We start from the raw sequence: 22747 nt of genomic DNA, 5'->3' as shown, positions 1-22747 counted from the left end.
AAGCGCCCACACTTATCGGCTGTAAATTTTTAAAGATCGATCGCGAAAGCGCCGTTAAAACTGCTCAACTACCGGCTTCTTTCTGCGTTGCTGCGTCAGCAGCAGAGAAACGAGATTATGAAGAATCCTTTTCGCTTCGTCAACCCCTTTTTTTCGCTCACCGCTTGAAAAAGCTTGCTGACTCCTGCGTCCGCCGGTTTCCGCGGCGGCCCTCGCTGCCCTGACGTCGGAGACATCGAACTGCGAAGGGGGCGAATCTTATCGCCCCCGCCAGCGCTGTGCAAGGGGGTGGCGAAAATATTCCTCACTTGCGGGTAAGGACCTCCAGCGGCACCGCATTCGCCATCGCCGCGTAGCCCGCATCGCTTGGGTGGATGTGGTCGCCACTGTCATAGCCGTAACGCAGTCGCGCCGGATCTGCCGGGTCCCGCAGCGCGGCATCGAAGTCGACCACGCCGTCGAACGCCCCGCTCGTCCGAATCCACTGGTTCACCGCCGTGCGGATTGCCTCGCGCTCCGGCGGCAGTGAAGCTGGCGTGAGTGTCGCGCCGAAAATGCGCACGCCGCGCCCATGTGCCTGCGCGATCACGCGGCGGTAGCCCGCGATCAGGTCGTTCGCGTCCACGTGCGTATGAGGAAAGTCGCAGTCGAGGCCCGATCGCGCCGGCATCGCCTGGAAGTTGATGTCGTTGATGCCGATGAGCAGCACCACGGTCTTCACGCCCGGATGGCCGAGTGCGTCGCGGCCAAAGCGCCGCTCGAGCGCCTCGCCATAGCAAGGCGAATCGCTCAGCACCCGGTTGCCGCTGATCCCGAGATCGATCACGGAGAGATCCGTGCGCTGCGACTGGGCGATGCGGCGCGCCAACGCGTCCGGCCAGCGACGGTTCTGGTTGAGCGAGGAACGCATGCCATCGGTAATGGAATCGCCGATCGCCGCGACTGTCGACGCCCCCGGCGCCTCGACCGCCAGCCCCGTCACCCACGCGTACTGCGTAAAGCGCTGGGTGAACGCGCCAATCGACGGATCGGCGACGTGATTGCCCGGACGAGAGACGTAATTCACCTGGCTCGCCACGCGGTGCCACGCAACCATCTTTTGCTCGGCTCCCATATAGGAGCTGATCGCGTATGGCGCGTGCGCCTTCAGATCGATCTGGACCGGATCGCTATCGAGCGCCGCGCCGGGCGGCACCGACACCGACGCCCGCCCGCCGAAGGTCACGTGCACCGTGCCCGCCTCGCTCGCCGCCGCGCCGCCGGCCGACGGCGCAATCGCCATCGCCTCGATCACGAGCGGCGTGCGCCCATAGAGGTTGCTCACATGCACCCGCGCGACCGTGCCGCCCAGCGTCGGATACACGATCTGGCGAACGGTACGTCCGGCCACCTCGGGCGCACGGTACAGCGCAGGGAGCGCGTCGCGCTCGGGAATCGACTGCAGCGCCGTCGCCCAGCTCGTGACCCAGGGGCTCGGGGCTTGATCCGCGAACGCCGGAGACGTGGCGCCAAGCGAAATGAACAAAGCGGCCGCGGCCGCGAGGGGAGCAAAAGAAATCTTCATCCGTGAACGAGTGCGCAGGCAAAGGGGCATTGTGCCCCATGGCCCGGTGCGCAGCCTTCCATCCACCTGACAATCCAGCGCACGAAACCACGCGAAAACCCACGTACAAGCCGCCCGCACCAACAAATCCCAGGCAATCCTGCTGCTGCCCCACTAAAACTCAGCGATAGACCTGAATTTCTTTGCCCTACCTCAAAAAATTCATTTACCGACCGGTCGGTTGATTTATACTGCGCGACATACCCAACTTCGACGAGAGCGTCTCCATGTACACGCAATCCCTCGACATCCCCGGCAATGTTGCCCCGCTCGACGCGGACGCAACCTCGCCGGAGCAGGCGCAGTTCGACGCCATCATGGCCGCCGACGGCAAGATCGAGCCGCAGGACTGGATGCCCGACGCCTACCGCAAGACGCTCGTGCGCCAGATCTCGCAGCATGCGCACTCGGAAGTCGTCGGCATGCTGCCGGAAGGCAACTGGATCTCGCGCGCGCCTAGCCTCAAGCGCAAGGCGATCCTGCTCGCCAAGGTGCAGGACGAAGCGGGCCACGGCCTCTATCTCTATAGCGCGGCGGAAACGCTCGGCGTATCGCGCGACCAGCTCGTCGACGCCCTGCACGCCGGCAAGGCCAAGTACTCGAGCATCTTCAATTACCCGACGCCCACGTGGGCCGATGTCGGCGTGATCGGCTGGCTCGTGGACGGCGCGGCGATCATGAACCAGATTCCGCTGTGCCGCTGCACATACGGCCCGTACGCGCGCGCCATGATCCGCATCTGCAAGGAAGAGTCGTTCCACCAGCGTCAGGGCTTCGACGCCCTGCTCGCCATGATGAGCGGCACCGAAGCGCAGCGCGAACTCGTTCAGCAATCCGTGAACCGCTGGTGGTGGCCGGTGCTGATGATGTTCGGCCCGAGCGACGCCGATTCGGTCCACAGCAACCAGTCGGCCAAATGGGGCATCAAGCGCATCTCGAACGACGACCTGCGCCAGAAGTTCGTCGATGCGACGGTCGAGCAGGCGAAGGTGCTGGGCGTCACGCTGCCCGATCCCGATCTGAAATGGAACGAAGCGCGCGGCCACTACGACTACGGCACGATCGACTGGGAAGAATTCTGGCGCGTCGTGAACGGCGACGGCCCGTGCAACCGCGAGCGTCTCGGCACGCGCGTGAAGGCACACAACGAAGGCGCTTGGGTGCGCGAAGCGGCCCTCGCCCACGCCGAAAAGCAACGTCAGCGCGCCGAAAAGCACGCAGCTTGAGCACACCTCATACATGAATCAGGAAGGAAGGAGATCCACGATGAACAAGGAATGGCCGATCTGGGAAGTGTTCGTGCGTAGCAAGCAGGGCCTCGACCACAAGCACTGTGGCAGCCTGCACGCCTCCGACGCCTCGATGGCGCTGCGCATGGCGCGCGACGTCTACACGCGCCGCCAGGAAGGCGTGAGCATCTGGGTGGTGCCGTCGTCGGCAATTACGGCATCGGATCCGAACGAAAAGGCCGAGCTCTTCGAGCCGGCCGGCGACAAGATCTATCGCCACCCGACGTTCTACACGCTGCCCGACGAAGTCAACCACATGTAAGAGCGCAACATGACGACGCCCACGCCTGAACAACTCGCGTACGTGCTGCGCCTCGCCGATACGGCGCTGATCCTCGGTCAGCGCAACACGGAATGGTGCGGCCACGGCCCGATCCTCGAAGAAGACATCGCGCTCGCCAATATGAGCCTCGACCTGATCGGTCAGGCGCGCCTGCTCTACACGCATGCCGCCACGCTCGAAAAGGCGCTCACCGGCCGCGATCGCACCGAGGACGACTACGCCTACTTCCGCGCCGAGCGCGAGTTCGCGAACTACACGCTCGCAGAACTGCCGCACTTCGGCCCGCTCGCCGGCACGACGCATTCGGCCAACGACTACGCCGTGACAATCGTGCGCAATTTCCTCTACGCCATGCTGATGGGGCATCTGTGGACCGCGCTGCTGCGCTCCGCCGACCCGCAACTGGCCGCGATCGCCGAGCGCTCGATCAAGGAAACGCGCTACCACGTGCACCATGCGCGCGAGTGGCTGATCCGTTTCGGCGACGGCACCGACGAATCGCACCGCCGCGCCCAGGCCGCCATCGACTGGCTGATGCCGTACACGCGGGAATTCTTCAGCACCGATGCCGTGGAAACGGCCGTGGCCGAAGCCGGCATCGCGCCGCTCGCCGCACAGTTCGAAGCGGCGTGGCGCACCGACGTGGAAGCCGCGCTCGAAGAAGCCACGCTCGCCATGCCCGCGCCGGTGTTGCACGTCACGACCGGCAAGCACGGCGAGCACTCGGAGCACATGGGTTTCGTGCTGGCCGAGATGCAGAGTCTCGCGCGCCAGCACCCGGACGCGCGCTGGTAAGCACCCCCGCAGGAACAGAGGAAGTCACGATGCAAGCAACGGCAGATCACGCGCTCGAACGCGCCTGGGAAGTGCTGGAATCGGTGCCCGATCCGGAGATTCCGGTCGTGTCGATCCGCGAACTGGGCATTCTGCGCGACGTGCGCCGCGCCGACGACGGCCAGATCGAAGTGGTCATCACGCCCACCTACTCCGGCTGCCCGGCGATGTCGCAGATCGCGGAGGACGTCGCGCACGCGCTCGACGCCGCCGCGCTCGCGCCCTACCGCATCGCGACGACCCTCACGCCCGCGTGGACCACCGACTGGATCACCGACGAAGCGCGCGAGAAGCTGCGCGCCTATGGCATCGCGCCGCCCACGGGCAACTGCGGCTCCGCGCCTCAATCGGCCGAACAGCCGATCACCTTCATCGCGAAACCGAAGCCGTTGCCCGCGCCCGCCTGCCCGCACTGCGGCTCGCAGCACACCGAACGCCTCGCGCAGTTCGGCTCGACCGCGTGCAAGGCGCTCTACCGCTGCATCGACTGCCGCGAACCCTTCGACTACTTCAAACCGTACTGATATGGCCACTCCGCAATTCCATTCGCTGCGCATCCGCGAAGTGCGGCCCGAAACCGCGGACGCGGTCTCTGTCGCTTTCGAAGTCCCGCCCGAGCTGCGCGAGGCGTTTCGCTTCACCCAGGGGCAGTTCGTGACGCTCAAGACGCACATCGATGGCGAAGAAACGCGTCGTTCGTACTCGATCTGCGTGGGCGTCACCGACTACGACCGCGATGGGGAGCTGCGCATCGGCATCAAGCGCGTGCGCGGCGGGCGTTTTTCGAACTTCGCGTTCGACCAGCTCGCGCCCGGCCACGAGATCGACGTGATGACGCCCGATGGCCGCTTTTTCACGCACCTGAATGCCGAGCACGGCAAGCACTACGTGGCGTTCTCGGGCGGTTCGGGCATCACGCCCGTGCTCGCGATCATCAAGACGACGCTTGAAACGGAGCCGCGCAGCGCGTTCACGCTCGTGTACGGCAACCGCAGCGTCGACTCGATCATGTTCGCCGAAGAGCTGGAAGACCTGAAGAACCGCTTCATGAGCCGCTTCCGCCTCTATCACGTGCTCTCGGACGACCTGCAGGACGTCGAGCTCTTCAACGGCGTGCTCGATCAGGCCAAGTGCGCGGCGTTCCTCGAAACGCTCTTGCCCGCCGACGAGATCGACGAAGCCTTCATCTGCGGCCCCGGCCCGATGATGGACGCCGCCGAAGCCGCGTTCAAGGACGCGGGCGTACCGCCGCAGAAGGTGCACGTGGAGCGCTTCGGCTCGCCGCTGCCGCAGGCGGGCGTGCCGAACGTCGAGATCACCGAAAACACGCCGGCGGCCGACCTCGAAATCGTCATCGACGGCAAGAAGCGCAAGATGCGCCTGCCGTACGAGGGCGTAAGCCTGCTCGACGTCGGCCTGAAGGCGGGTCTGGCGCTGCCTTACGCGTGCAAGGGCGGCGTGTGCTGCACCTGCCGCGCCAAGGTGCTCGAAGGCGAAGTGAAGATGGACAAGAACTACACGCTCGAGGAGCAGGAGGTGAAGGACGGCTTCGTGCTCACCTGCCAGTGCCATCCGGTGAGCGAGCGTGTGGTCGTGAGTTTCGACGAACGTTAAGGCGTTAGAGCAACAGCACGCTTTCGGCCCGCAGGCGATCCGCTTACACTAGGGGCCGCCCGCGGGTGTTGCAGCGCAGCGCTGCAACACCCGCGGGCGGCTCCTTTTGTTATTTGCGTGCTTTCGGGCTTACAGGGCGTTCAGCGTGAACGCAACGAGTTGTCGATGACCACGATTCACCTCATTTACGGCGAGCCGGCCGTGACGGCGCTACGACAGGCTCTCGAAGCGGCAGGCCGTCCGGACCGCGTGATCGCCCTGCGCGACGACCTGACGGTCGGTCCGTTGCGCAACATCGACGTGGCGGGCGACCCAGGCGTCGCGCAACGCGCCGCCTTCTGGGAGCGCCTGAGCGATGCGCCGCCAACCCTCGCCCACGACGACTGTGCGGCGCTGGGTGAGCTCGAAGCCGACGATTCCCACGTGGTGTTCTGGCACACGCACGACGCCGCCCACCAGCTCGCGTTGCGGCGGGTCTGCTACCGCTTGCGCGACGTCCCGCAGCGCCTGAATGAAGTGCGTCTGACTGCCGACGAAATTTCGGGCCCGAACGCCGCAGCCCGCATCGAGGCGCGCTTGCCGGACGCCGCGCCGATCTCGGTCCTGCGCATCACGCGTCTCGCGCTGGAGTGGCAGGAAGCCAAGTTCGCCAATGGCGAGACGCGCCGCTGGCGCGACAACACCTTTACGAGCGGCACGTGGAGCGACCTCGACGCCATGATCCTCGACGTGCTCGACGCCCATGAAGACCGTCCGGCGGACGCTTCCTGGCTCGCCAGCGACGTGCTCGGCGCAGCGCTCACGCGTGGCGGCGCCGGCTTCACGGTTGGCGAGCCGGTCGTGCTGTGGCGCCTGCGCGAGTTGTGCGCGGCCGAAGAACTGCGCCTGCGCGACGATATGTGCGCCGCCTGCGCCCCGCTCGCCGCTGCCGCGCGCGCCGCGCGTCCGCCGCTGCCGCAAACCGCCGCGCACCTTTCCCTCCCCCGCTGAATTCCCATGGCACGCACCCGAGCGCCCGACCACGAAACCCAACGCGACCAGATCCTCGAGCTCGCCGCCGCCAAATTTGCGCAGACGAGCTACCCGAGCACCTCGATGTCGGATCTCGCGGCCGCCAGCGGCACCTCGAAGGCGCGGCTCTATCACTATTACGAGAGCAAGGAAGCGATCCTCTTCGACCTGCTCGATCGCTACACCAAGCGGCTCATGCTGATCATCGCGGAGGTCGAAGGCGCAAGCCAGCGGCGCGGTCACGACGAGCGCGAGAGCTTCGCGGAGCTGATTCGCGCGTTTCTCGCCGAGTACGAAACCTCGCACAGCCGCCACGTGGCGCTCCTGAACGACGTCAAATACCTCGTGGACGCCCAGCGCGAGATCATCCTGAACCGCCAGCGCGACGTGGTCGCCGCATTTACGCGCCAACTCGCGCGCGCGTATCCGGGCCACGTCACGAGCGAAAACCAGACTGCGCTGACCATGATGGTGTTCGGCATGATCAACTGGACGTTTACGTGGCTCAAACCCGGCGGCCGCATGGGATATCGCGACTTCGCCGAGCAGGTGATCGCCATGGTCGATCACGGTCTGAAGGGCGCCTGAAGATGGCTTGGGACGGTGCTCCGGGCGACAGAACTTTTCGGGGCCAGATTGCTGCAACGCGACATGATGCGTCAGGACAACAGTTGACGAGTCAAACGACCCATTCAGAATAAGCGTTAATAATCAGTCGCTTGCGCTCATATTTTTATTAATTAGGCGCAACACTCAAATTTGCACTCCGGGTTTTCCCTAGAGCGCACCCAGGGTTTCCGCTAGAATGCGTTTTGCGCTGCATCATGCGGCATGCATTCCAAGGAGAACCCATCATGAACCCGCTTTCGACCCAAGCCAACGTGCCGATCATGTCGTCCGCTCGTCCGCTGACGTCCGGTCATGCGCCCGTCATGGTGCGAGTGCTCACCTCGGCAGACCGCGAACGCCTGCTCGCGCACTTTCTCTCGCTCGACAGCGACGACCGCCTGCTGCGCTTCGGCCAGGCCGCGCCGGACCACGTGATCGAAAAGTACGTGCGCTCGATGGACTTCACGCGCGACACCGTGTTCGGCGTGTTCGACCACCAGCTGCAACTCGTGGGCGTCGGCCATCTGGCCTACCTGCCGGCGGACGGCAACGGCCGCACGGCCGAGTTCGGCGTGTCCGTGCAGGAAAGCGCGCGCGGCCAGGGCATCGGCTCGAAGCTGTTCGAGCGCGCCGCCATCCGCAGCCGCAACACGCACGTCACCACGCTCTACATGCACTGCCTGTCGCGCAACTCGACGATGATGCACATCGCGAAGAAGTCGGGCATGAAGATCGAGTACGCGTATGGCGAAGCCGACGCTTATCTCTCGCTCGAGCCGGCCGACCAGAGCAGCATCATCGCCGAAATGCTCCAGGAACAAGCCGCCGTGTTCGACTACGCGCTCAAGCGTCAGGCGCGCCAGGCCAGCAAGCTGATGGAAACGATCCTGCCGCAGGCTGTCGCGGCGTGACTCCTGCCCTTCGGGACAGACTGATGCATTGAAAAAAGCGGCCTCGGCCGCTTTTTTTGCGTCTGCTGCACGGCGCCGCGCAGTCAGCGGATCGGCAAAGCCGTCGTTTCCTTGAACGTGTCGAGCGAAAAGCTGGACTTCACGTCGATCACCGAAGGATGGTGCAGCAACTGGTCCTGCACGAAGCGCGAGAAGTGCGCCATATCCTCCACCTGCACGCGCAGCAGAAAATCCATGTCGCCCGTCATCGCGTGGCAGGCCACCACCTCCGGCCAGGTCTGCACCGCCGCACGAAACAGCTCGGCGTGCGTCACGCCTTCGCGCCCCGCCGCCGTCGGCCCGCGCTTTTCCAGCCGCACGTTCACGTAGGCGAGCAGGTCGAGCCCCAGCTTCTGCGCATCGAGCAGCGCCACGTAGCTGCGGATCACGCCGCTTTCCTCCAGCCGCCGGATGCGCCGCAAACACGGGCTCGGCGAGAGATTCACGCGCTCGGCAATCTCCTGGTTCGAGAGCCGGCCATTCTCCTGAAGGATCGCCAGGATGCGCCTGTCGATCGCGTCCAATTCGATACTTGCCATTTTCTGCCTTCTCAACACTCATTTAAGGCAGTTTATAGCGTAGATCGACAGCAATGCGACCCAACTCGCAAGTTTTCTCCCAATACGGCGGACTACACTGTGCAGCACGAAATCTGATCTACGTCAGCCAGGAGACAACCATGCAGGTCCCCAACTGGGAGAACCCCGTCGGCACCGACGGCTTCGAATTCATCGAATACACCGCGCCGGACCCCAAGGCGCTCGGCAAACTGTTCGAACGCATGGGTTTCACGGCCATCGCGCGGCATCGCCACAAGGACGTGACGCTCTATCGTCAGGGCGATATCAACTTCATCGTCAACGGCGAACCCGACTCGTTCGCCCAGCGCTTTGCGCGTTTGCACGGCCCGTCGATCTGCGCGATCGCCTTCCGCGTGCAGGACGCCGCCAAGGCCTACAAGCACGCGCTCGAACTTGGCGCGTGGGGCTTCGACAACAAGACCGGCCCGATGGAGCTGAACATTCCGGCCATCAAGGGCATTGGCGACTCGCTGATCTATTTCGTCGACCGCTGGCGCGGCAAGAACGGCGCGGCGCCGGGCAGCATTGGCGACATCAGCATCTACGACGTCGACTTCGAGCCGATCGCGGGCGCCGAGCAGAACCCGGTCGGCCACGGCCTCACCTATATCGACCACCTCACGCACAACGTCCATCGCGGCCGCATGAACGAATGGGCCGAGTTCTACGAGCGCCTCTTCAACTTCCGCGAAATCCGCTACTTCGACATCGAAGGCAAGGTCACCGGCGTGAAGTCGAAGGCGATGACCTCGCCCTGCGGCAAGATCCGCATCCCGATCAACGAGGAAGGCGGCGAGACGGCAGGCCAGATCCAGGAATATCTCGACGCCTATCACGGCGAAGGCATCCAGCACATCGCGCTCGGCACGAACGACATCTACCGCACCGTGGACCGCCTGCGCGCCAGCGAAATCGCGCTGCTCGACACGATCGACACGTACTACGAGCTCGTAAACCGCCGCATTCCGGGCCATACCGAGCCGCTCGAAGAACTCAAGAAGCGCAAGATCCTGATCGACGGCATGCCCGAAGACCTGCTGCTGCAGATCTTCACGGAGAACCAGATCGGCCCGATCTTCTTCGAGATCATCCAGCGCAAGGGCAACCAGGGCTTCGGCGAGGGCAACTTCAAGGCGCTGTTCGAATCGATCGAACTCGATCAGATCCGCCGGGGCGTGGTGCAGGACAAGGCATGACGCACTCGCATCAGTAATTTCGGCCAAAGCCAAACAAAAAGGGCGAAAGATCGCGCGATCTTCGCCCTTTTTGACTTTTGAATCCGCCGCCGCACACCCCGGCGCCGGATTCGGGTGAATGGAATACTGCGCGGATCAGCGCGGCATCAGGATTTGCGTTCGGCCTTCGCGGCCGGCATGGCGTTCGTATCAGCCTTCATGCTCAGCGTGTACTGGGCGCATCGGGTCGTCGCATTCTCGCCGCTCTTTGTGCTGGCGTTCGAATGCAGCGGCGCGCTCATGGCAAAGAACGCAGCCGAGACCGTCAGGAAGGTCTGGATATGTCGATTATTCATGCTGGACTCCTTTTTTAGACTGCCTGTTGCAGTAGTGCCCCTTTTAATAACTGTTAACAGCCAGGGAAGCTGCGCGGTTCGCACAGGTGAGGGAGTTAGACAGGATATTCAAGTCCGGTTCCCAAGTAGTGCAAGTTTTACACGTTGTTACTCCACACGTTGTTACTCCTCTGAGGAATTCGATACATCCGTTATTACACAGGGGTTTCAGGCCACTTGCGCGACAAGGCGCCGCGGGCCCGAAACATGCAGCGGAGTGCGGCGCTGCGCTCCGAGGCTCGAAGCGGCGGGTTTATCCGAGTGCTACTATCGAAAGAAAGAAGCCAATATGGCGACCCCGGCCAGAGCATTCACAAGATGCCGAGGCCCTGAAGTTCTGGCGATCCCACAACGGATTGGTTGGATGGAGGAAGACACATAATGAATGCCCCGCTAGACGCAGGTCAGCGCGCTTCGCTCGAAGCCGCACTCGCTTCCGTCACGCTCGACGATAAATACACCCTCGAACGCGGCCGCGCGTACATGAGCGGCATCCAGGCGCTGGTCCGCCTGCCGATGCTGCAGCAGGAGCGCGACAAGGCCGCCGGTCTCAATACCGCGGGGTTCATCTCAGGCTATCGTGGCTCGCCGCTCGGCGGTCTCGATCAGTCCCTCTGGAAGGCGAAGCAGCATCTCGCCGCGCATCAGATCGTTTTTCAGCCAGGCGTGAACGAAGACCTCGCCGCGACCGCCGTGTGGGGCTCGCAGCAGGTGAACCTGTACCCGTCCGCGAAATACGACGGCGTGTTTTCGATGTGGTACGGCAAGGGCCCGGGCGTCGACCGCAGCGGCGATGTGTTCAAGCACGGCAACTCCGCCGGCTCGTCGCCGCACGGCGGTGTGCTCGTGCTCGCCGGCGACGACCATGCGGCCAAATCGTCCACGCTCGCGCACCAGTCGGAGCACGTCTTCAAGGCCTGCGGACTACCGGTGCTGTTCCCCTCGAACGTCCAGGAATATCTCGACTTCGGCCTGCATGGCTGGGCGATGAGCCGCTACTCGGGCCTCTGGGTTGCAATGAAATGCGTGACCGACGTGGTGGAATCGTCGGCGTCGGTCGAGCTCGATCCGCATCGCACGAACATCATCCTCCCCGAAGACTTCGCGATGCCCGAGGGCGGCCTTAACATCCGCTGGCCCGATCCTCCGCTCGTACAGGAAGCGCGTCTGCTCGACTACAAGTGGTACGCGGGCCTCGCCTATGTGCGCGCCAACAAGCTCGACCGCATCGAGATCGATTCGCCGCACGCGCGCTTCGGCATCATCACGGGCGGCAAGGCGTATCTGGATGTGCGCCAGGCGCTCACCGACCTCGGCCTCGACGACGAAACCTGCTCGCGCATCGGTATCCGGCTCTACAAGGTCGGCTGCGTGTGGCCGCTCGAAGCGCAGGGCGCGCACGCCTTCGCGCGCGGCCTCGAAGAGATTCTCGTGGTCGAGGAAAAGCGCCAGATTCTCGAATACGCGATCAAGGAAGAGCTGTACAACTGGCCCGACGCCCAGCGTCCGCGCGTGTACGGCAAGTTCGACGAAAAGGACGGTGCGGGTGGCGAATGGTCGGTGCCGATGGGCAACTGGCTCCTGCCCGCGCACTACGAGCTGTCGCCGGCGATCATCGCCCGGGCGATCTCCACGCGGCTCGACAAGTTCGAATTGCCCTCGGACGTGCGCGCGCGTATCGCGGCGCGCATGAGCGTGATCGAGGCCAAGGAAAAGGCGCTCGCGAAGCCGCGCGTCCAGGCGGAGCGCAAGCCGTGGTTCTGCTCGGGCTGCCCGCACAACACATCGACGAACGTGCCCGAGGGCTCGCGCGCGATGGCCGGCATCGGCTGCCACTACATGACGGTGTGGATGGACCGCGGTACGAGCACCTTCAGCCAGATGGGCGGCGAAGGCGTGGCGTGGGTCGGCCAGGCGCCGTTCACGAACGACAAGCACGTGTTCGCCAATCTGGGCGATGGCACCTACTTCCACTCGGGCCTGCTCGCCATCCGCGCCGCGATCGCCTCGAAGGCGAACATCACCTACAAGATCCTCTATAACGATGCGGTCGCGATGACGGGCGGCCAGCCGGTCGACGGCACGCTCACGGTGCCGCAGATCACGCATCAGGTCGCCGCCGAAGGTGCAGCAAAGATCGTGATCGTCACCGACGAACCCGAAAAGTACGAAGGCGAACCCGCCACGAAGCTCGCGCCGGGGGTGACGATCCACCACCGTGACCAGCTCGATGCGATCCAGCGCGAACTGCGCGAGGTTCCCGGCACGACGATCCTGATCTACGACCAGACCTGCGCCACCGAAAAGCGCCGCCGCCGCAAGCGCGGCACGTATCCGGACCCGGCGAAGCGCGTGGTCATCAACGAGGCCGTGTGCGAAGGCTGCGGCGATTGCTCGGTGCAGTCGAATTGCCTGAGCGTCGAGCCGCTCGATACGGAATACGGCACGAAGCGCCAGATCAACCAGTCCACCTGCAACAAGGACTTCTCGTGCCTGAAGGGCTTCTGCCCGAGCTTCGTGACGGTGGAAGGCGGCCAGCTGCGCAAGCCGAAGACGAGCAGCGTCGCGAACGAAGCGATGCCGACCGTCCCGACGCCCGACGTGCCCGCTATCGACCGCCCCTACGGCGTGCTCGTGACGGGCGTGGGCGGCACCGGCGTGGTGACGATTGGGGCGTTGCTCGGCATGGCCGCGCACCTCGAATCCAAGGGCGTGACCGTGCTCGACGTGACCGGCCTCGCGCAAAAGGGCGGCGCGGTGATGAGCCACGTGCAGATCGCCAACCGCCCCGGCGACATCCACGCGACGCGCATCGCCATGGGCGAGGCGAACCTCGTGATCGGCTGCGACGCGATCGTAACGGCCGGCGACGACTGCGTCTCGCGCATGCAGGAAGGCATGACGCACGTGGTGCTCAACAGCGCGCCCACGCCGACCGCCGAGTTCATCAAGAATCCGCAGTGGCAGTTCCCGGGCTCCAACACCGAAGCCGACGTGCGCGCCGCGGCGGGCACGGACCACGTCGCGACCGTCGATGCGAACCGCTACGCGCTCGCGCTGCTCGGTGACGCGATCTACACGAACCCGTTCGTGCTCGGCTACGCGTGGCAAAAGGGCTGGCTGCCGCTCACGCACGAGTCGCTCGTGCGCGCGATCGAGTTGAACGCGGTGCAGGTCGAGAAGAATCTCGCGGCGTTCGAATGGGGCCGCCGCGTGGCGCACGATCGCGCCGCCGTGGATCAGCTCGTGAAGAAGCCGATGGCCGAGCAGAACGCCGAAGCGGCCGGCGCAAAGATCGTCTCGCTGCACACGCCAAAGGCGCTCGACACGCTCATCGAAAAGCGCGCGCAGTATCTCGCCGCGTATCAGAGCGCGGCATACGCGCGGCGCTATCGCGCGTTCGTCGAAAGCGTGCGCGAGGCCGAAGCGAAGCTCGAGCACGTCGACGGCCAGTCTCCGCTCACCGAGGCTGTTGCGAAGAACCTGCACAAGCTGATGGCGTACAAGGACGAGTACGAGGTCGCGCGCCTCTACGCGGACCCGGCGTTCATCGAGAAGATCAAGGCGAGCTTCGAAGGCGACTGGAAGGTGAATTTCCATCTCGCGCCGCCCTCGCTCGCGAAGCATGACGACAAAGGCCAGCTCGTGAAGAAGCAGTATGGCCCGCGCATGCTCACGGCCATGCGCGTGCTCGCGAAGTTCAGGTTCCTGCGCGGCACGGCGCTCGACCCGTTCGGCCGCACTGAGGAACGCCGTCACGAACGCGCATTGATCGGCGAGTACGAAACGCTGATGCGCGAAGTAATCGGCGGTCTGAGCGAAGCGAATCTGCCGCTCGCGCTGGAACTCGCGAACCTGCCCGACGCGATTCGCGGTTACGGCCATATCAAGGAGAACAACCTCAAGGCCGCGCGCGCGAAGTGGGCCACGTTGCTCGCGAAATGGCGCTCGCCGGAAAACGGCGCGGCGCGGCACGCGGCTTGACGCTCACCTGATTCGAGGCGGTAAAAGCAAAGGGCGCTCCGTGCAATACGGAGCGCCCTTTTCACATCAGGCGATTCACGCCAAAGCGATTTACTTCGCTGCAGCCTTCGCCACGTTCGCGTTCGCCGAAGCCACCGCCGTCATGTTGATGATGCGTCGCACGGTGGCCGCCGGCGTGAGGATGTGCACCGGCTTCGACGCGCCCAGCAGGAACGGGCCGACCGTCACGCCTTCGCCGCCGATCACCTTCAGCAGGTTGTAGGCGATGTTGGCCGCTTCCACGTTCGGCATGATCAGCAGGTTCGCTTCGCCCGTGAGCGTCGTGCCCGGGAACGACTGCTTGCGGATCAGCTCGGAGAGCGCCGCGTCGCCGTGCATTTCGCCGTCCACTTCGAGCTGCGGATCGCGCGCGGCGATCAGCTCGCGTGCGGCCTGCATGCGCTGCGCGGTCGACGAACGCACGCTGCCGAAGTTCGACGACGAAAGCAGCGCGACCTTCGGCGTGATGCCGAACTTCTCGATTTCGCGCGCGGCGAGGATCGTCATGTCGGCGAGCTGCTCGGCGCTCGGCACTTCGTTCACGTAGGTGTCGCTGATGAAGATGTTGCGGCCCGGCAGCATCAGCAGGTTCATCGCGGCGTAGTTCCCGGCTTCCTTCGCCTTGCCGAACACCTGATCGATGAACTTGAGGTGATAGTCGAAGCTGTTGAGCAGGCCGCAGACCATGCCGTCGGCGTCGCCGAGGTGCACGAGAATCGCGCCGATCAGCGTGTTGAACTTGCGCACCGAAGCCTTCGCTACTTCAGGCGTGATGCCCTGACGCGCACCGAGTTCGTGGTACGCCTGCCAGCTCTTCTGGAAGCGCGGATCGTCTTCGGGATCGACGATCTCGAAGTCGGTGCCCGGACGCAGCTTCGAGCCCATCTTCTTCAGGCGCATTTCCACGACCGACGGACGGCCCACGATGATCGGCCTGGCGATCTTCTCGTTGAGCACGAACTGCGCGGCACGCAGCACGCGCTCGTCCTCACCTTCGGCGAACACGATGCGCGCGCAGTTGGCCTTCGCCGCCGCGAACACCGGACGCATCACCATGCCCGAGCGATACACGGTCGCGCCCAGTTGCTCGCGGTAGGCTTCCATGTCCTGGATCGGGCGCGTGGCCACGCCCGAATCCATCGCGGCCTGCGCCACGGCCGGCGCGATCTTGATGATGAGGCGCGGGTCGAAAGGCTTCGGAATCAGGTATTCCGGGCCGAACTCGAGCGTGTGGCCTTCATAGGCCTTCGCCACTTCGTCGCCCTGATCGGTTTCCTCGGCGAGTTCCGCGATCGCGCGCACGCACGCGAGCTTCATCTCTTCCGTGATGGTCGTCGCGCCCACATCCAGCGCGCCACGGAAGATGAACGGGAAGCACAGCACGTTGTTGACCTGGTTCGGATAGTCCGAACGGCCCGTGGCGATGATCGCGTCCGGGCGCACCTTCTTCGCGTCTTCCGGGCGGATTTCCGGCTCCGGGTTCGCGAGTGCGAGGATCAGCGGTTTGTCGCCCATCTCCTTGACCATCTCGGGCTTGAGCACGCCTGCGCTCGAGCAGCCGAGGAACACGTCGGCGGACTTGATCGCGTCGCCGAGCGTGCGCGCTTCGGTGTTGGCGGCGTAACGCGCCTTCGACGGATCGAGATTGCCGCGGCCTTCGTAGATCACACCCTTCGAGTCGGTGACGAGGACGTTCTCTTTCTTCAGACCGAGATTCACGAGCAGGTCCAGACACGCGATCGCCGCTGCGCCCGCGCCCGAGCACACGAGCTTCACTTCATCGAGTTTCTTCTCGACCACTTTCAGGCCGTTGAGAATCGCCGCCGAAGCAATGATGGCCGTGCCGTGCTGATCGTCGTGGAAAACCGGAATCTTCATGCGCTCGCGCAGCTTCTTCTCGATGTAGAAGCACTCGGGCGCCTTGATGTCTTCGAGGTTGATGCCGCCGAGCGTGGGCTCGAGCATCGCGATGGCTTCGACGAGCTTGTCCGGGTCGGTTTCGTCGAGTTCGATGTCGAACACGTCGATGCCGGCGAACTTCTTGAAAAGGCAGCCCTTGCCTTCCATCACCGGCTTGGCCGCGAGCGGGCCGATATTGCCGAGGCCGAGCACGGCCGTGCCGTTCGTCACGACGCCGACGAGGTTCGCGCGCGAGGTGTATTTCTGCGCATCGAGCGGTTCTTCGTGAATCGCCATGCACGCGGCCGCAACGCCGGGCGAATAAGCAAGCGAAAGATCGAGCTGGTTCGAGAGCGGTTTGGTCGGTGTGACCGAGATCTTGCCTGGCCTCGGATTCTGGTGATACGCGAGCGCGCTTTGCTTCAGTTGTTCATCCATTTTCAGGCCTGCCTGGACGTGAGAGGTGAGAGACGTGAGAGAGAATCTTTTATGGTCGTAGGCCCGCCGGCCCGCACGGCACGAGCGTTCCAGCAGGGCCGAATAGTGTACACCTGGCGCCGTTCGCGTCCACGTGGGTCAAAGACTGATACCGGGAATTCGCGCGGCCGATATTGCGGGATACTTCCGCGCTTTTGTCTTACGGTTGCGCGCTGCTCATTCGAGCATGGCGCCGCGGCGTTCGGGAATCAGAAAGAGGGTGGCGAGGATGTCGAGCACGTAGATGGCGGCGAGCATGCCGAGCGCCGCCGTGAAGGAATAGCGCGCGGCCAGCGCGCCCACGGCGAGCGGCCCGAAGCCGCCTACGGCGCGGCCGATGTTGAACAGCACGTTTTGCGCGGTGGCGCGTGCGGCGGTCGGATACAACTCGGAGATGAGCGCGCCATAGCCGCCGATCATGCCGTTGACGAACACGCCCATTGCTGCGCCGCCGATCAGCAGCGCGAACGGCGTGGAAAGCTGCGCATAGACGAATACCATGACCACGGCGCCGGCCTGATAGAACAGGAACGCGGGCCGGCGCCCGAACCGGTCGGCGGCGATGCCGAAAAGCCAGATGCCGAGCGCCATGCCGGCAACCGTCGCGGCGGTCCACAGCCCCGACTTCGTGAGCGAATAGCCGAAAGACTTCGAAAGGTACGCGGGCAACCAGATCATGAGCCCGTAGTAGCCGAAGTTCTGCACCGAACAGAGCACGGCTACGCCGAGGCTCGCGCGCGCGGTGCGCGCATCGGCCACGAGCATGCGCAGGGCGCGGGGGCGCTCGGCCCTGGCGGCAGCGGCCATGCGCTGCGCATGCGCGATGAAAAGCTCGGGCTCCTCCACGCGCCGCCGCACCACGAACGAGACGACCGCCGGCAGCAGCCCGATGGCGAACATGCCGCGCCAGCCGATCAGCGGGAGCAGCAGCGGCGTGAGCAGCGCCGCGGCAAGCACGCCCAGCTGCCAGCCGAGCCCGACATACGACGACGCCCGCGCGCGCAGTTGCGCGGGCCATGCCTCGGCGACGAGCGCCATGCCAATGCCGAACTCGCCGCCCAGCCCGATGCCCGCGATCGTGCGGTAGACGAGCAAGTCGCCGTAGCCGCGCGCCAGCGCGCACATGCCGGTGAAGACGGCGAACAGCAGAATGGTCCACGTGAGCACGCGCACGCGGCCGTAGCGGTCGCTCAACAGCCCGAACACGATACCGCCCATCACAGCGCCGACGAGCGTCCAGGTGACGAGCGCGCCCGCCTGCGCGCCGGACAGATGCAAATCGACGCTGATCGCCGGCAGCATGAAGCCGAGCATCAGCAGATCGAAGCCGTCCATGGTGTAGCCGAGCACGGCGGCGACCAGCGCACGCAGGGCGTGGCTGCGCGTGGCGGCAGCAGGGTTGGTAGAAACGGCGGTCATGTGGGCAATCCTGAGAAACGTACGTGCACGGGGAGCGCAAACCGGCGTGAGTGTAAAGGCGTGGCCGGGCCGTCACAACCGCGACGCCAGGCGCACATAGCGCAGCGCCGCCGGCGTTCGCGCCCCACATCGCTGCCGGCGCTTGCCCGCGCGACTCGTCGGCAGTCGTCAAGTCGGGTAAAATACCGGCCTACGCGCGCAAGAGAAGCCGTCCGGACCGGGCGAGTCGCCTTGACCCCATGCAGTGAAAAAGGTCAGGCGATCCACGCCCCCGGGCCGCGCACCGCAGACGCCGAAGCCACGCTTCGCGCCCGCCGTGCCAGCGCCACCGGGCCACGCGCCCACCCTCCTCTCGCACTCATATCCAAGGATTCGCCCATGACAGGCTACGATCGCCAGACGATCTCGGACGCAACCGCGAAAATGCTGCTCGAAGTGAAGGCCGTGCACTTCAACGCCGAAAAGCCCTTCATCTTCACTTCCGGCTGGGCGAGCCCGGTCTACATCGACTGCCGCAAGCTGATCTCGTATCCGCGCGTGCGCCGCGGCCTGATGGAAATGGCCGAAGCCACGATCCTGCGCGACGTCGGCTACGAACAGATCGACGCCGTGGCCGGCGGCGAAACTGCGGGCATTCCGTTCGCGGCCTGGCTCTCCGACCGCCTGATGGTGCCCATGCAGTACGTGCGCAAGAAGCCGAAGGGTTTCGGCCGCAACGCGCAGATCGAGGGTCTGCTCACCGAAGGCCAGCGCGTGCTGCTCGTCGAAGACCTGACCACCGACAGCCGCAGCAAGATCAACTTCATCAACGCGCTGCGCACGGCCGGCGCGCAGGTGAACCACTGCTTCGTGCTGTTCCACTACAACATCTTCAAGGAAAGCGTCTCGGTCCTGAAGGACATCGACGTCGACCTGCACGCGCTCGCCACTTGGTGGGACGTGCTGCGCGTCGCCAAGGAGTCGGGCTACTTCGAAACGAAGACGCTCGACGAAGTCGAGAAATTCCTGCACGCACCGGCCGAGTGGTCGGCTGCGCACGGCGGCGCGACGTCGGCACCGCAGTAAGCGCTCGAATCGCGCTCGCACAAGCGTGAGCGCGTGGCAAAAGGGCCATCTGCCTCTGGGCAGATGGCCTTTTTTCTGGCTGGTGCAGCGGTGTAATGCGAACGTCGAGCGAACGTCGAGCGAATGTCGAGCGAATGTCGCGCGGCAGGATCAATGCGCCGTTTCTGCCTCGCCGCCCGCTTCGGGCACATTGGGCGCGTACGAGGAGAGATTGAGCAAGCCATTGCTCTGCGCGTACTGGAACAGTTCGGAGTCTCGATCGAGTCCGAGCTTGCGCATCGCCGTGTTCTTCTGAGTACTAATAGTCTTAATACTGCGGTTCAGCTTCTCGGATATTTCTTTAATCGTCATGCCCGAAACAAAGAGTCGCACGACCTCGAGTTCTCGCTTTGAGAGAATCACTTCATCGGTTTTCCCGCCGCTGTTGATGCGCAGTTGATCGAGCGCGGTCTTGACCTGTGGGCTCATGTATTCGAGATTGCGGCTCACATGCTGCACCGCGAGGCCGATGTGGCTCAGGTCGTCGGATTTGTGCACCACCGCGAACACGCCGAGTTCACCGAGGCGTTTGAGCAACGCGGGATTTTCGAGCATCGTGAGGACGACGATGGGAACGTTAGGGAAGTTGCGCCGCAGGTAGCCGATGAGCGGCAAACCGTCGCCGTACTGGCCGCCCGGCATGGCAAGGTCGGTCACCAGCACGTCGCAGGGACCGGCTTGCAACGCCTTGACGAGTTCGGTGGACTGACGGGCGCGCCCTACGACCTTGATGCCGGGAAAGTTGAGCAGTGCATGTTCCGCACCAAACAAGATCACCGGATGATCGTCGGCGACTACGACCCTGATTGGTTGCTGCATTAGCCCTCCGTGTAGGCAAACCTGCTTGTTGCTTTGGCGCTCGGCCAGTCCACATTTCGCTTGTTGTTCCGGCGTCCGACAGCTCCACGTGCCTAAGCGGGAGAATATACGACTATAACGAAATCCTCCCGCGCACCTGGTACGCGCGCAAGCGAAAGCTCGCTCGCTTATACCGCTATATTGGATCAGAGTCGGACCATCGAACAATTCAAATGTTTCCTTCAGAAAAACGTGGCCGGAATTTCACAAACATGCAGGAGAGCTCGCTGATGCGTACTCCATATGACTTTCAGCCAGGTTGCGCGCGCCGTGCGCGCCTATGCGCGTGGCTCGCGATGGCGAGCGTTGTGGCGACAGCCAATTTAGCCTATGCAGGTGAAAAATTCACAGTATCGAGCGCCGATTTCAGCGACGGCGGAAAAATCGGCCCGCGCCAGGTCTTCAACGATGCGGGCTGCAATGGACCCAACGAGTCCCCCAGTTTGACCTGGCGCAATGCTCCCGCAGCCACGCGGAGCTTTGCCATCACGATCTTCGATCGCGACGCGCCAGGACGCGGCTGGTGGCACTGGGCCGTCGCGAATATTCCGGCGCGCGTAACGAGCCTGCCGGAGAACGCCAGCGCCACGGGCGCGTTGCGCAAGCTTGGTGCGATCGAGGCGCGCAACGATTTCAACATCGACGGCTATGGTGGACCGTGCCCGCCGCCGGGCAGTCCCCACCGCTACGTCGTCACTGTCTATGCGCTGAACGTCGAAGCGCTGCCGCTCGCACAAGGCCGCCCGGCAGCGCTGTTCGATCGCGAGATCAGTGGCTCGACGCTCGGAAGCGCACAAATCACCGTCACGTACGGCCGCTGAGCGGGGGCGGTTGCGCGCGGCGAGCGTCTGAGCGCTTACGGGTAGGCCCCGATTTTTTCCGGACGCGTTCACACGCGCGTCCGCATGACGTCTTAAAATACCGTTCCAGCATCGCCTTGGGTGATGGCGCCCCCAATCCCCGCGTTCAGAGAGACTGAGATGAGCACGAAAGTTTTTGTCGACGGACAGGAAGGCACGACCGGCCTGAAGATTTTTGAATACCTGTCGCCGCGCGCCGACGTCGAGATCCTGCGTATCGACGATGCGAAGCGCAAGGATGTCGAAGAACGCCGCCGTCTCATCAACGCTTCGGACGTGACGTTCCTGTGCCTGCCCGACGTCGCCTCGCGCGAGTCGGCCTCGCTCGTCGAAAACGATCGCACCGTGCTGATCGACGCGAGCACGGCGTTCCGCACCCAGGCCGACTGGGCCTACGGCCTGCCCGAGCTGACCAAAGCCCAACGCGACAAGGTGCGCAAATCGAAGCGCATCGCCGTGCCCGGTTGCCACGCTTCGGCGTTCATTCTCGCCATGCGTCCGCTCGTCGAAGCCGGCCTCGTTGCGCCGGATTTCGCCGCGCACAGCTACTCGCTCACCGGCTACAGCGGCGGCGGCAAGAAGATGATTGCGGAGTACGAAGCAGGCGGCAACGCGAAGCTCGCGAGCCCGCGCCCGTACGCGCTCGGCCTCACGCACAAGCATTTGCCGGAAATGGCGGTGCACGGCGGCCTGAAGTCGGCACCGGTGTTCACGCCGATCGTCGGGCCGTTCTACAAGGGCCTCTCGGTCACCACCTATTTTTCGCCGAAGCAGCTCACGCGCGGCGCCAAGCCGCAGGACGTGCAGGCGCTCTTCGCCGAGTACTACGCAGGCGAGCCGTTCGTGCGCGTGGCGCCGTTCAACGCCGATGAGAACCTCGACGCCGGCATGTTCGACGTTCAGGCGAACAACGACACGAACCGTGTCGACCTGTTCGTGTTCGGCAACGACGAGCAATTCGTCACCGTTGCCCGCCTCGACAACCTGGGCAAGGGCGCTTCGGGCGCAGCGATCCAGTGCATGAATCTCGCAATTGGCGCGGCTGAAAATACCGGCCTGCATGCCTGAAGCAGCGGGACTCGCAGCGCAAACAAAAAACCGGCTCGCTGAGCCGGTTTTTTTTGCCCCACGCCCTCGTCTTGCGCCAAGGCAAAACCTGCAGACGAAAAAAAGCCCGCCAATGGTTGGCGGGCTGAATCCATATCAGAGGAGACATGGAGGAGACAAGAAGCAGTATATCGACTAGCGTGATGCGATGCAACATGTAAAGTAGTGCGCACCCTGAATGTTGCTTCAAAACAACACAGCCATCATTGTCCTGTCATCGACAAAATAAACATCAGCTGATCGAGCCCCACCGGCCGCACCAGATGCACGTCGAAGCCCGCCGCAAGCGCCTCGTCGCGGTGGCGCGATTCGCCCCAGCCGGCGAGCGCGATCATCAGCGGTACGCGCTCGCCGCTGATCGCGCGCAATGCTCGCACGATCGCGCCGGGCTCGTCCTGCGCGAGCGAAAGCGCCACGATCGCCACGTCGGGCGCGCCGCGCGCAGCCAGGTCGAGCGCCTCATCGAGCGTGCGTGCCACAGATACGCCGTAGCCGAGATCGGCCAGCAAGGTGCTGAGCCCGTCCAGCGACTTCTCGTCGTTATCGGCGATCAGGATGCGCGTCTCCATCCGCCGTTCTCCTACCCTGAAAATGGCCTCGCAGCCGCATCTCCCGCTGGATCCGGTGCGTGCCCTGTCGTCGTCATCGGTTCCCCG

General features: G+C 64.2%; 21 protein-coding genes. 14 read left to right on the top strand and 7 right to left on the bottom strand.

The genetic code is table 11. The features are described from left to right. A partial coding sequence (locus tag AB3X98_RS27945) for a hypothetical protein (protein ID WP_368610346.1) occupies positions 1 to 224 on the top strand: 224 nt, incomplete at its 5' end. Positions 225 to 304: 80 nt separating this feature from the next. Here the strand turns inward: AB3X98_RS27945 and AB3X98_RS27940 are convergent. Continuing rightward, positions 305 to 1564: an SGNH/GDSL hydrolase family protein gene (locus AB3X98_RS27940; protein ID WP_368606117.1), complete on the bottom strand. Its 1260-nt coding sequence runs from the start codon at positions 1562 to 1564 to the stop codon at positions 305 to 307. Positions 1565 to 1830: 266 nt separating this feature from the next. Here AB3X98_RS27940 and paaA point away from each other — a divergent pair, with 266 nt between their 5' ends. From paaA to AB3X98_RS27900, 8 genes are all read left to right on the top strand, one after another. After that, positions 1831 to 2829: a 1,2-phenylacetyl-CoA epoxidase subunit PaaA gene (paaA, locus tag AB3X98_RS27935; RefSeq protein WP_368606118.1), complete on the top strand. Its 999-nt coding sequence runs from the start codon at positions 1831 to 1833 to the stop codon at positions 2827 to 2829. A 40-nt stretch (positions 2830 to 2869) separates the two neighbouring features. Beyond that, positions 2870 to 3154, top strand: a complete 285-nt coding sequence (gene paaB / locus AB3X98_RS27930; protein ID WP_028203445.1) for a 1,2-phenylacetyl-CoA epoxidase subunit PaaB — start codon at positions 2870 to 2872, stop codon at positions 3152 to 3154. 9 nt (positions 3155 to 3163) lie between these two features. Then, the gene (gene paaC, locus AB3X98_RS27925) at positions 3164 to 3970 is read left to right on the top strand and encodes a 1,2-phenylacetyl-CoA epoxidase subunit PaaC (RefSeq protein ID WP_368606119.1); all 807 of its coding nucleotides are present in this window, start codon (positions 3164 to 3166) and stop codon (positions 3968 to 3970) included. Between the two features lie 29 nt (positions 3971 to 3999). Continuing rightward, entirely contained in the window at positions 4000 to 4533 is a 534-nt protein-coding gene (gene paaD, locus AB3X98_RS27920) for a 1,2-phenylacetyl-CoA epoxidase subunit PaaD (protein ID WP_028203443.1), read from the top strand. 1 nt (position 4534) lies between these two features. Beyond that, on the top strand, positions 4535 to 5623 hold the full coding sequence (gene paaE / locus AB3X98_RS27915) for a 1,2-phenylacetyl-CoA epoxidase subunit PaaE (protein ID WP_069264219.1): 1089 nt from the start codon (positions 4535 to 4537) through the stop codon (positions 5621 to 5623). Positions 5624 to 5788: 165 nt separating this feature from the next. Further along, positions 5789 to 6613 carry a DUF1835 domain-containing protein gene (locus tag AB3X98_RS27910; RefSeq protein WP_368606120.1) on the top strand — a complete coding sequence of 275 codons (825 nt, stop codon included), beginning with the start codon at positions 5789 to 5791 and terminating at the stop codon, positions 6611 to 6613. Between the two features lie 6 nt (positions 6614 to 6619). Further along, entirely contained in the window at positions 6620 to 7222 is a 603-nt protein-coding gene (locus tag AB3X98_RS27905; protein WP_069264222.1) for a TetR/AcrR family transcriptional regulator, read from the top strand. A gap of 266 nt (positions 7223 to 7488) precedes the next feature. Further along, positions 7489 to 8154, top strand: a complete 666-nt coding sequence (locus AB3X98_RS27900; RefSeq protein WP_368606121.1) for a GNAT family N-acetyltransferase — start codon at positions 7489 to 7491, stop codon at positions 8152 to 8154. A gap of 83 nt (positions 8155 to 8237) precedes the next feature. Here the strand turns inward: AB3X98_RS27900 and AB3X98_RS27895 are convergent, their stop codons facing one another. Further along, complete coding sequence (locus AB3X98_RS27895; protein WP_028203439.1) at positions 8238 to 8732, bottom strand: Lrp/AsnC family transcriptional regulator; 495 nt, start codon at positions 8730 to 8732, stop codon at positions 8238 to 8240. A gap of 140 nt (positions 8733 to 8872) precedes the next feature. Between AB3X98_RS27895 and hppD the strand changes: the two genes are divergently transcribed. Beyond that, positions 8873 to 9970 (top strand): 4-hydroxyphenylpyruvate dioxygenase, encoded by a 1098-nt coding sequence (gene hppD / locus AB3X98_RS27890; protein WP_368606122.1) that lies wholly within the window; start codon positions 8873 to 8875, stop codon positions 9968 to 9970. A gap of 146 nt (positions 9971 to 10116) precedes the next feature. Here hppD and AB3X98_RS27885 read toward each other — a convergent pair whose 3' ends face one another. After that, complete coding sequence (locus AB3X98_RS27885) at positions 10117 to 10305, bottom strand: hypothetical protein (protein WP_028203437.1); 189 nt, start codon at positions 10303 to 10305, stop codon at positions 10117 to 10119. Between the two features lie 420 nt (positions 10306 to 10725). Here AB3X98_RS27885 and AB3X98_RS27880 point away from each other — a divergent pair, with 420 nt between their 5' ends. Then, a complete protein-coding gene (locus AB3X98_RS27880) occupies positions 10726 to 14328 on the top strand; it encodes an indolepyruvate ferredoxin oxidoreductase family protein (protein ID WP_342949238.1) in 3603 nt (1200 codons plus the stop codon). Between the two features lie 90 nt (positions 14329 to 14418). On the opposite strand, the gene AB3X98_RS27875 is transcribed toward AB3X98_RS27880, so the two are convergent. Both AB3X98_RS27875 and AB3X98_RS27870 read right to left on the bottom strand, forming a co-directional pair. After that, positions 14419 to 16704, bottom strand: a complete 2286-nt coding sequence (locus tag AB3X98_RS27875) for an NADP-dependent malic enzyme (RefSeq protein ID WP_368606123.1) — start codon at positions 16702 to 16704, stop codon at positions 14419 to 14421. A gap of 216 nt (positions 16705 to 16920) precedes the next feature. Next, entirely contained in the window at positions 16921 to 18162 is a 1242-nt protein-coding gene (locus AB3X98_RS27870; protein ID WP_368606124.1) for an MFS transporter, read from the bottom strand. Positions 18163 to 18540: 378 nt separating this feature from the next. On the opposite strand from AB3X98_RS27870, the gene AB3X98_RS27865 reads away from it, so the two are divergent. Next, complete coding sequence (locus AB3X98_RS27865; protein ID WP_028203433.1) at positions 18541 to 19227, top strand: orotate phosphoribosyltransferase; 687 nt, start codon at positions 18541 to 18543, stop codon at positions 19225 to 19227. 150 nt (positions 19228 to 19377) lie between these two features. On the opposite strand, the gene AB3X98_RS27860 is transcribed toward AB3X98_RS27865, so the two are convergent. After that, entirely contained in the window at positions 19378 to 20085 is a 708-nt protein-coding gene (locus AB3X98_RS27860) for a response regulator (RefSeq protein ID WP_069264237.1), read from the bottom strand. Positions 20086 to 20420: 335 nt separating this feature from the next. On the opposite strand from AB3X98_RS27860, the gene AB3X98_RS27855 reads away from it, so the two are divergent. Together AB3X98_RS27855 and argC are read left to right on the top strand one after the other, a co-directional pair. Further along, entirely contained in the window at positions 20421 to 20945 is a 525-nt protein-coding gene (locus AB3X98_RS27855; protein WP_342949258.1) for a YbhB/YbcL family Raf kinase inhibitor-like protein, read from the top strand. A 159-nt stretch (positions 20946 to 21104) separates the two neighbouring features. Beyond that, positions 21105 to 22052, top strand: a complete 948-nt coding sequence (argC, locus tag AB3X98_RS27850) for an N-acetyl-gamma-glutamyl-phosphate reductase (RefSeq protein WP_069264239.1) — start codon at positions 21105 to 21107, stop codon at positions 22050 to 22052. A gap of 242 nt (positions 22053 to 22294) precedes the next feature. Here argC and AB3X98_RS27845 read toward each other — a convergent pair whose 3' ends face one another. Beyond that, positions 22295 to 22660, bottom strand: a complete 366-nt coding sequence (locus tag AB3X98_RS27845; RefSeq protein ID WP_342949235.1) for a response regulator — start codon at positions 22658 to 22660, stop codon at positions 22295 to 22297. Positions 22661 to 22747: the final 87 nt, after the last annotated feature.

Origin of the sequence: Paraburkholderia sp. BR14312 (assembly GCF_040948675.1) — a bacterium.
Taxonomy (GTDB): domain Bacteria; phylum Pseudomonadota; class Gammaproteobacteria; order Burkholderiales; family Burkholderiaceae; genus Paraburkholderia; species Paraburkholderia nodosa_A.
The sequence above is the reverse complement of the archived record's forward strand: the minus strand, read 5'-3'. Positions and strand labels throughout refer to the sequence as shown.

Coding starts and splice junctions, on each gene's coding strand:
- AB3X98_RS27855 (WP_342949258.1), top strand. CDS start 20,421: ATGGCGAGCGTTGTGGCGACAGCCAATTTAGCCTATGCAGGTGAAAAA.
- paaD (WP_028203443.1), top strand. CDS start 4,000: ATGCAAGCAACGGCAGATCACGCGCTCGAACGCGCCTGGGAAGTGCTG.
- AB3X98_RS27870 (WP_368606124.1), bottom strand. CDS start 18,162: ATGACCGCCGTTTCTACCAACCCTGCTGCCGCCACGCGCAGCCACGCC.
- AB3X98_RS27845 (WP_342949235.1), bottom strand. CDS start 22,660: ATGGAGACGCGCATCCTGATCGCCGATAACGACGAGAAGTCGCTGGAC.
- argC (WP_069264239.1), top strand. CDS start 21,105: ATGAGCACGAAAGTTTTTGTCGACGGACAGGAAGGCACGACCGGCCTG.
- hppD (WP_368606122.1), top strand. CDS start 8,873: ATGCAGGTCCCCAACTGGGAGAACCCCGTCGGCACCGACGGCTTCGAA.
- AB3X98_RS27900 (WP_368606121.1), top strand. CDS start 7,489: ATGAACCCGCTTTCGACCCAAGCCAACGTGCCGATCATGTCGTCCGCT.
- AB3X98_RS27865 (WP_028203433.1), top strand. CDS start 18,541: ATGACAGGCTACGATCGCCAGACGATCTCGGACGCAACCGCGAAAATG.
- AB3X98_RS27885 (WP_028203437.1), bottom strand. CDS start 10,305: ATGAATAATCGACATATCCAGACCTTCCTGACGGTCTCGGCTGCGTTC.
- AB3X98_RS27895 (WP_028203439.1), bottom strand. CDS start 8,732: ATGGCAAGTATCGAATTGGACGCGATCGACAGGCGCATCCTGGCGATC.
- AB3X98_RS27880 (WP_342949238.1), top strand. CDS start 10,726: ATGAATGCCCCGCTAGACGCAGGTCAGCGCGCTTCGCTCGAAGCCGCA.
- AB3X98_RS27940 (WP_368606117.1), bottom strand. CDS start 1,564: ATGAAGATTTCTTTTGCTCCCCTCGCGGCCGCGGCCGCTTTGTTCATT.
- AB3X98_RS27910 (WP_368606120.1), top strand. CDS start 5,789: ATGACCACGATTCACCTCATTTACGGCGAGCCGGCCGTGACGGCGCTA.
- paaB (WP_028203445.1), top strand. CDS start 2,870: ATGAACAAGGAATGGCCGATCTGGGAAGTGTTCGTGCGTAGCAAGCAG.
- paaC (WP_368606119.1), top strand. CDS start 3,164: ATGACGACGCCCACGCCTGAACAACTCGCGTACGTGCTGCGCCTCGCC.
- AB3X98_RS27905 (WP_069264222.1), top strand. CDS start 6,620: ATGGCACGCACCCGAGCGCCCGACCACGAAACCCAACGCGACCAGATC.
- AB3X98_RS27860 (WP_069264237.1), bottom strand. CDS start 20,085: ATGCAGCAACCAATCAGGGTCGTAGTCGCCGACGATCATCCGGTGATC.
- paaA (WP_368606118.1), top strand. CDS start 1,831: ATGTACACGCAATCCCTCGACATCCCCGGCAATGTTGCCCCGCTCGAC.
- paaE (WP_069264219.1), top strand. CDS start 4,535: ATGGCCACTCCGCAATTCCATTCGCTGCGCATCCGCGAAGTGCGGCCC.
- AB3X98_RS27875 (WP_368606123.1), bottom strand. CDS start 16,704: ATGGATGAACAACTGAAGCAAAGCGCGCTCGCGTATCACCAGAATCCG.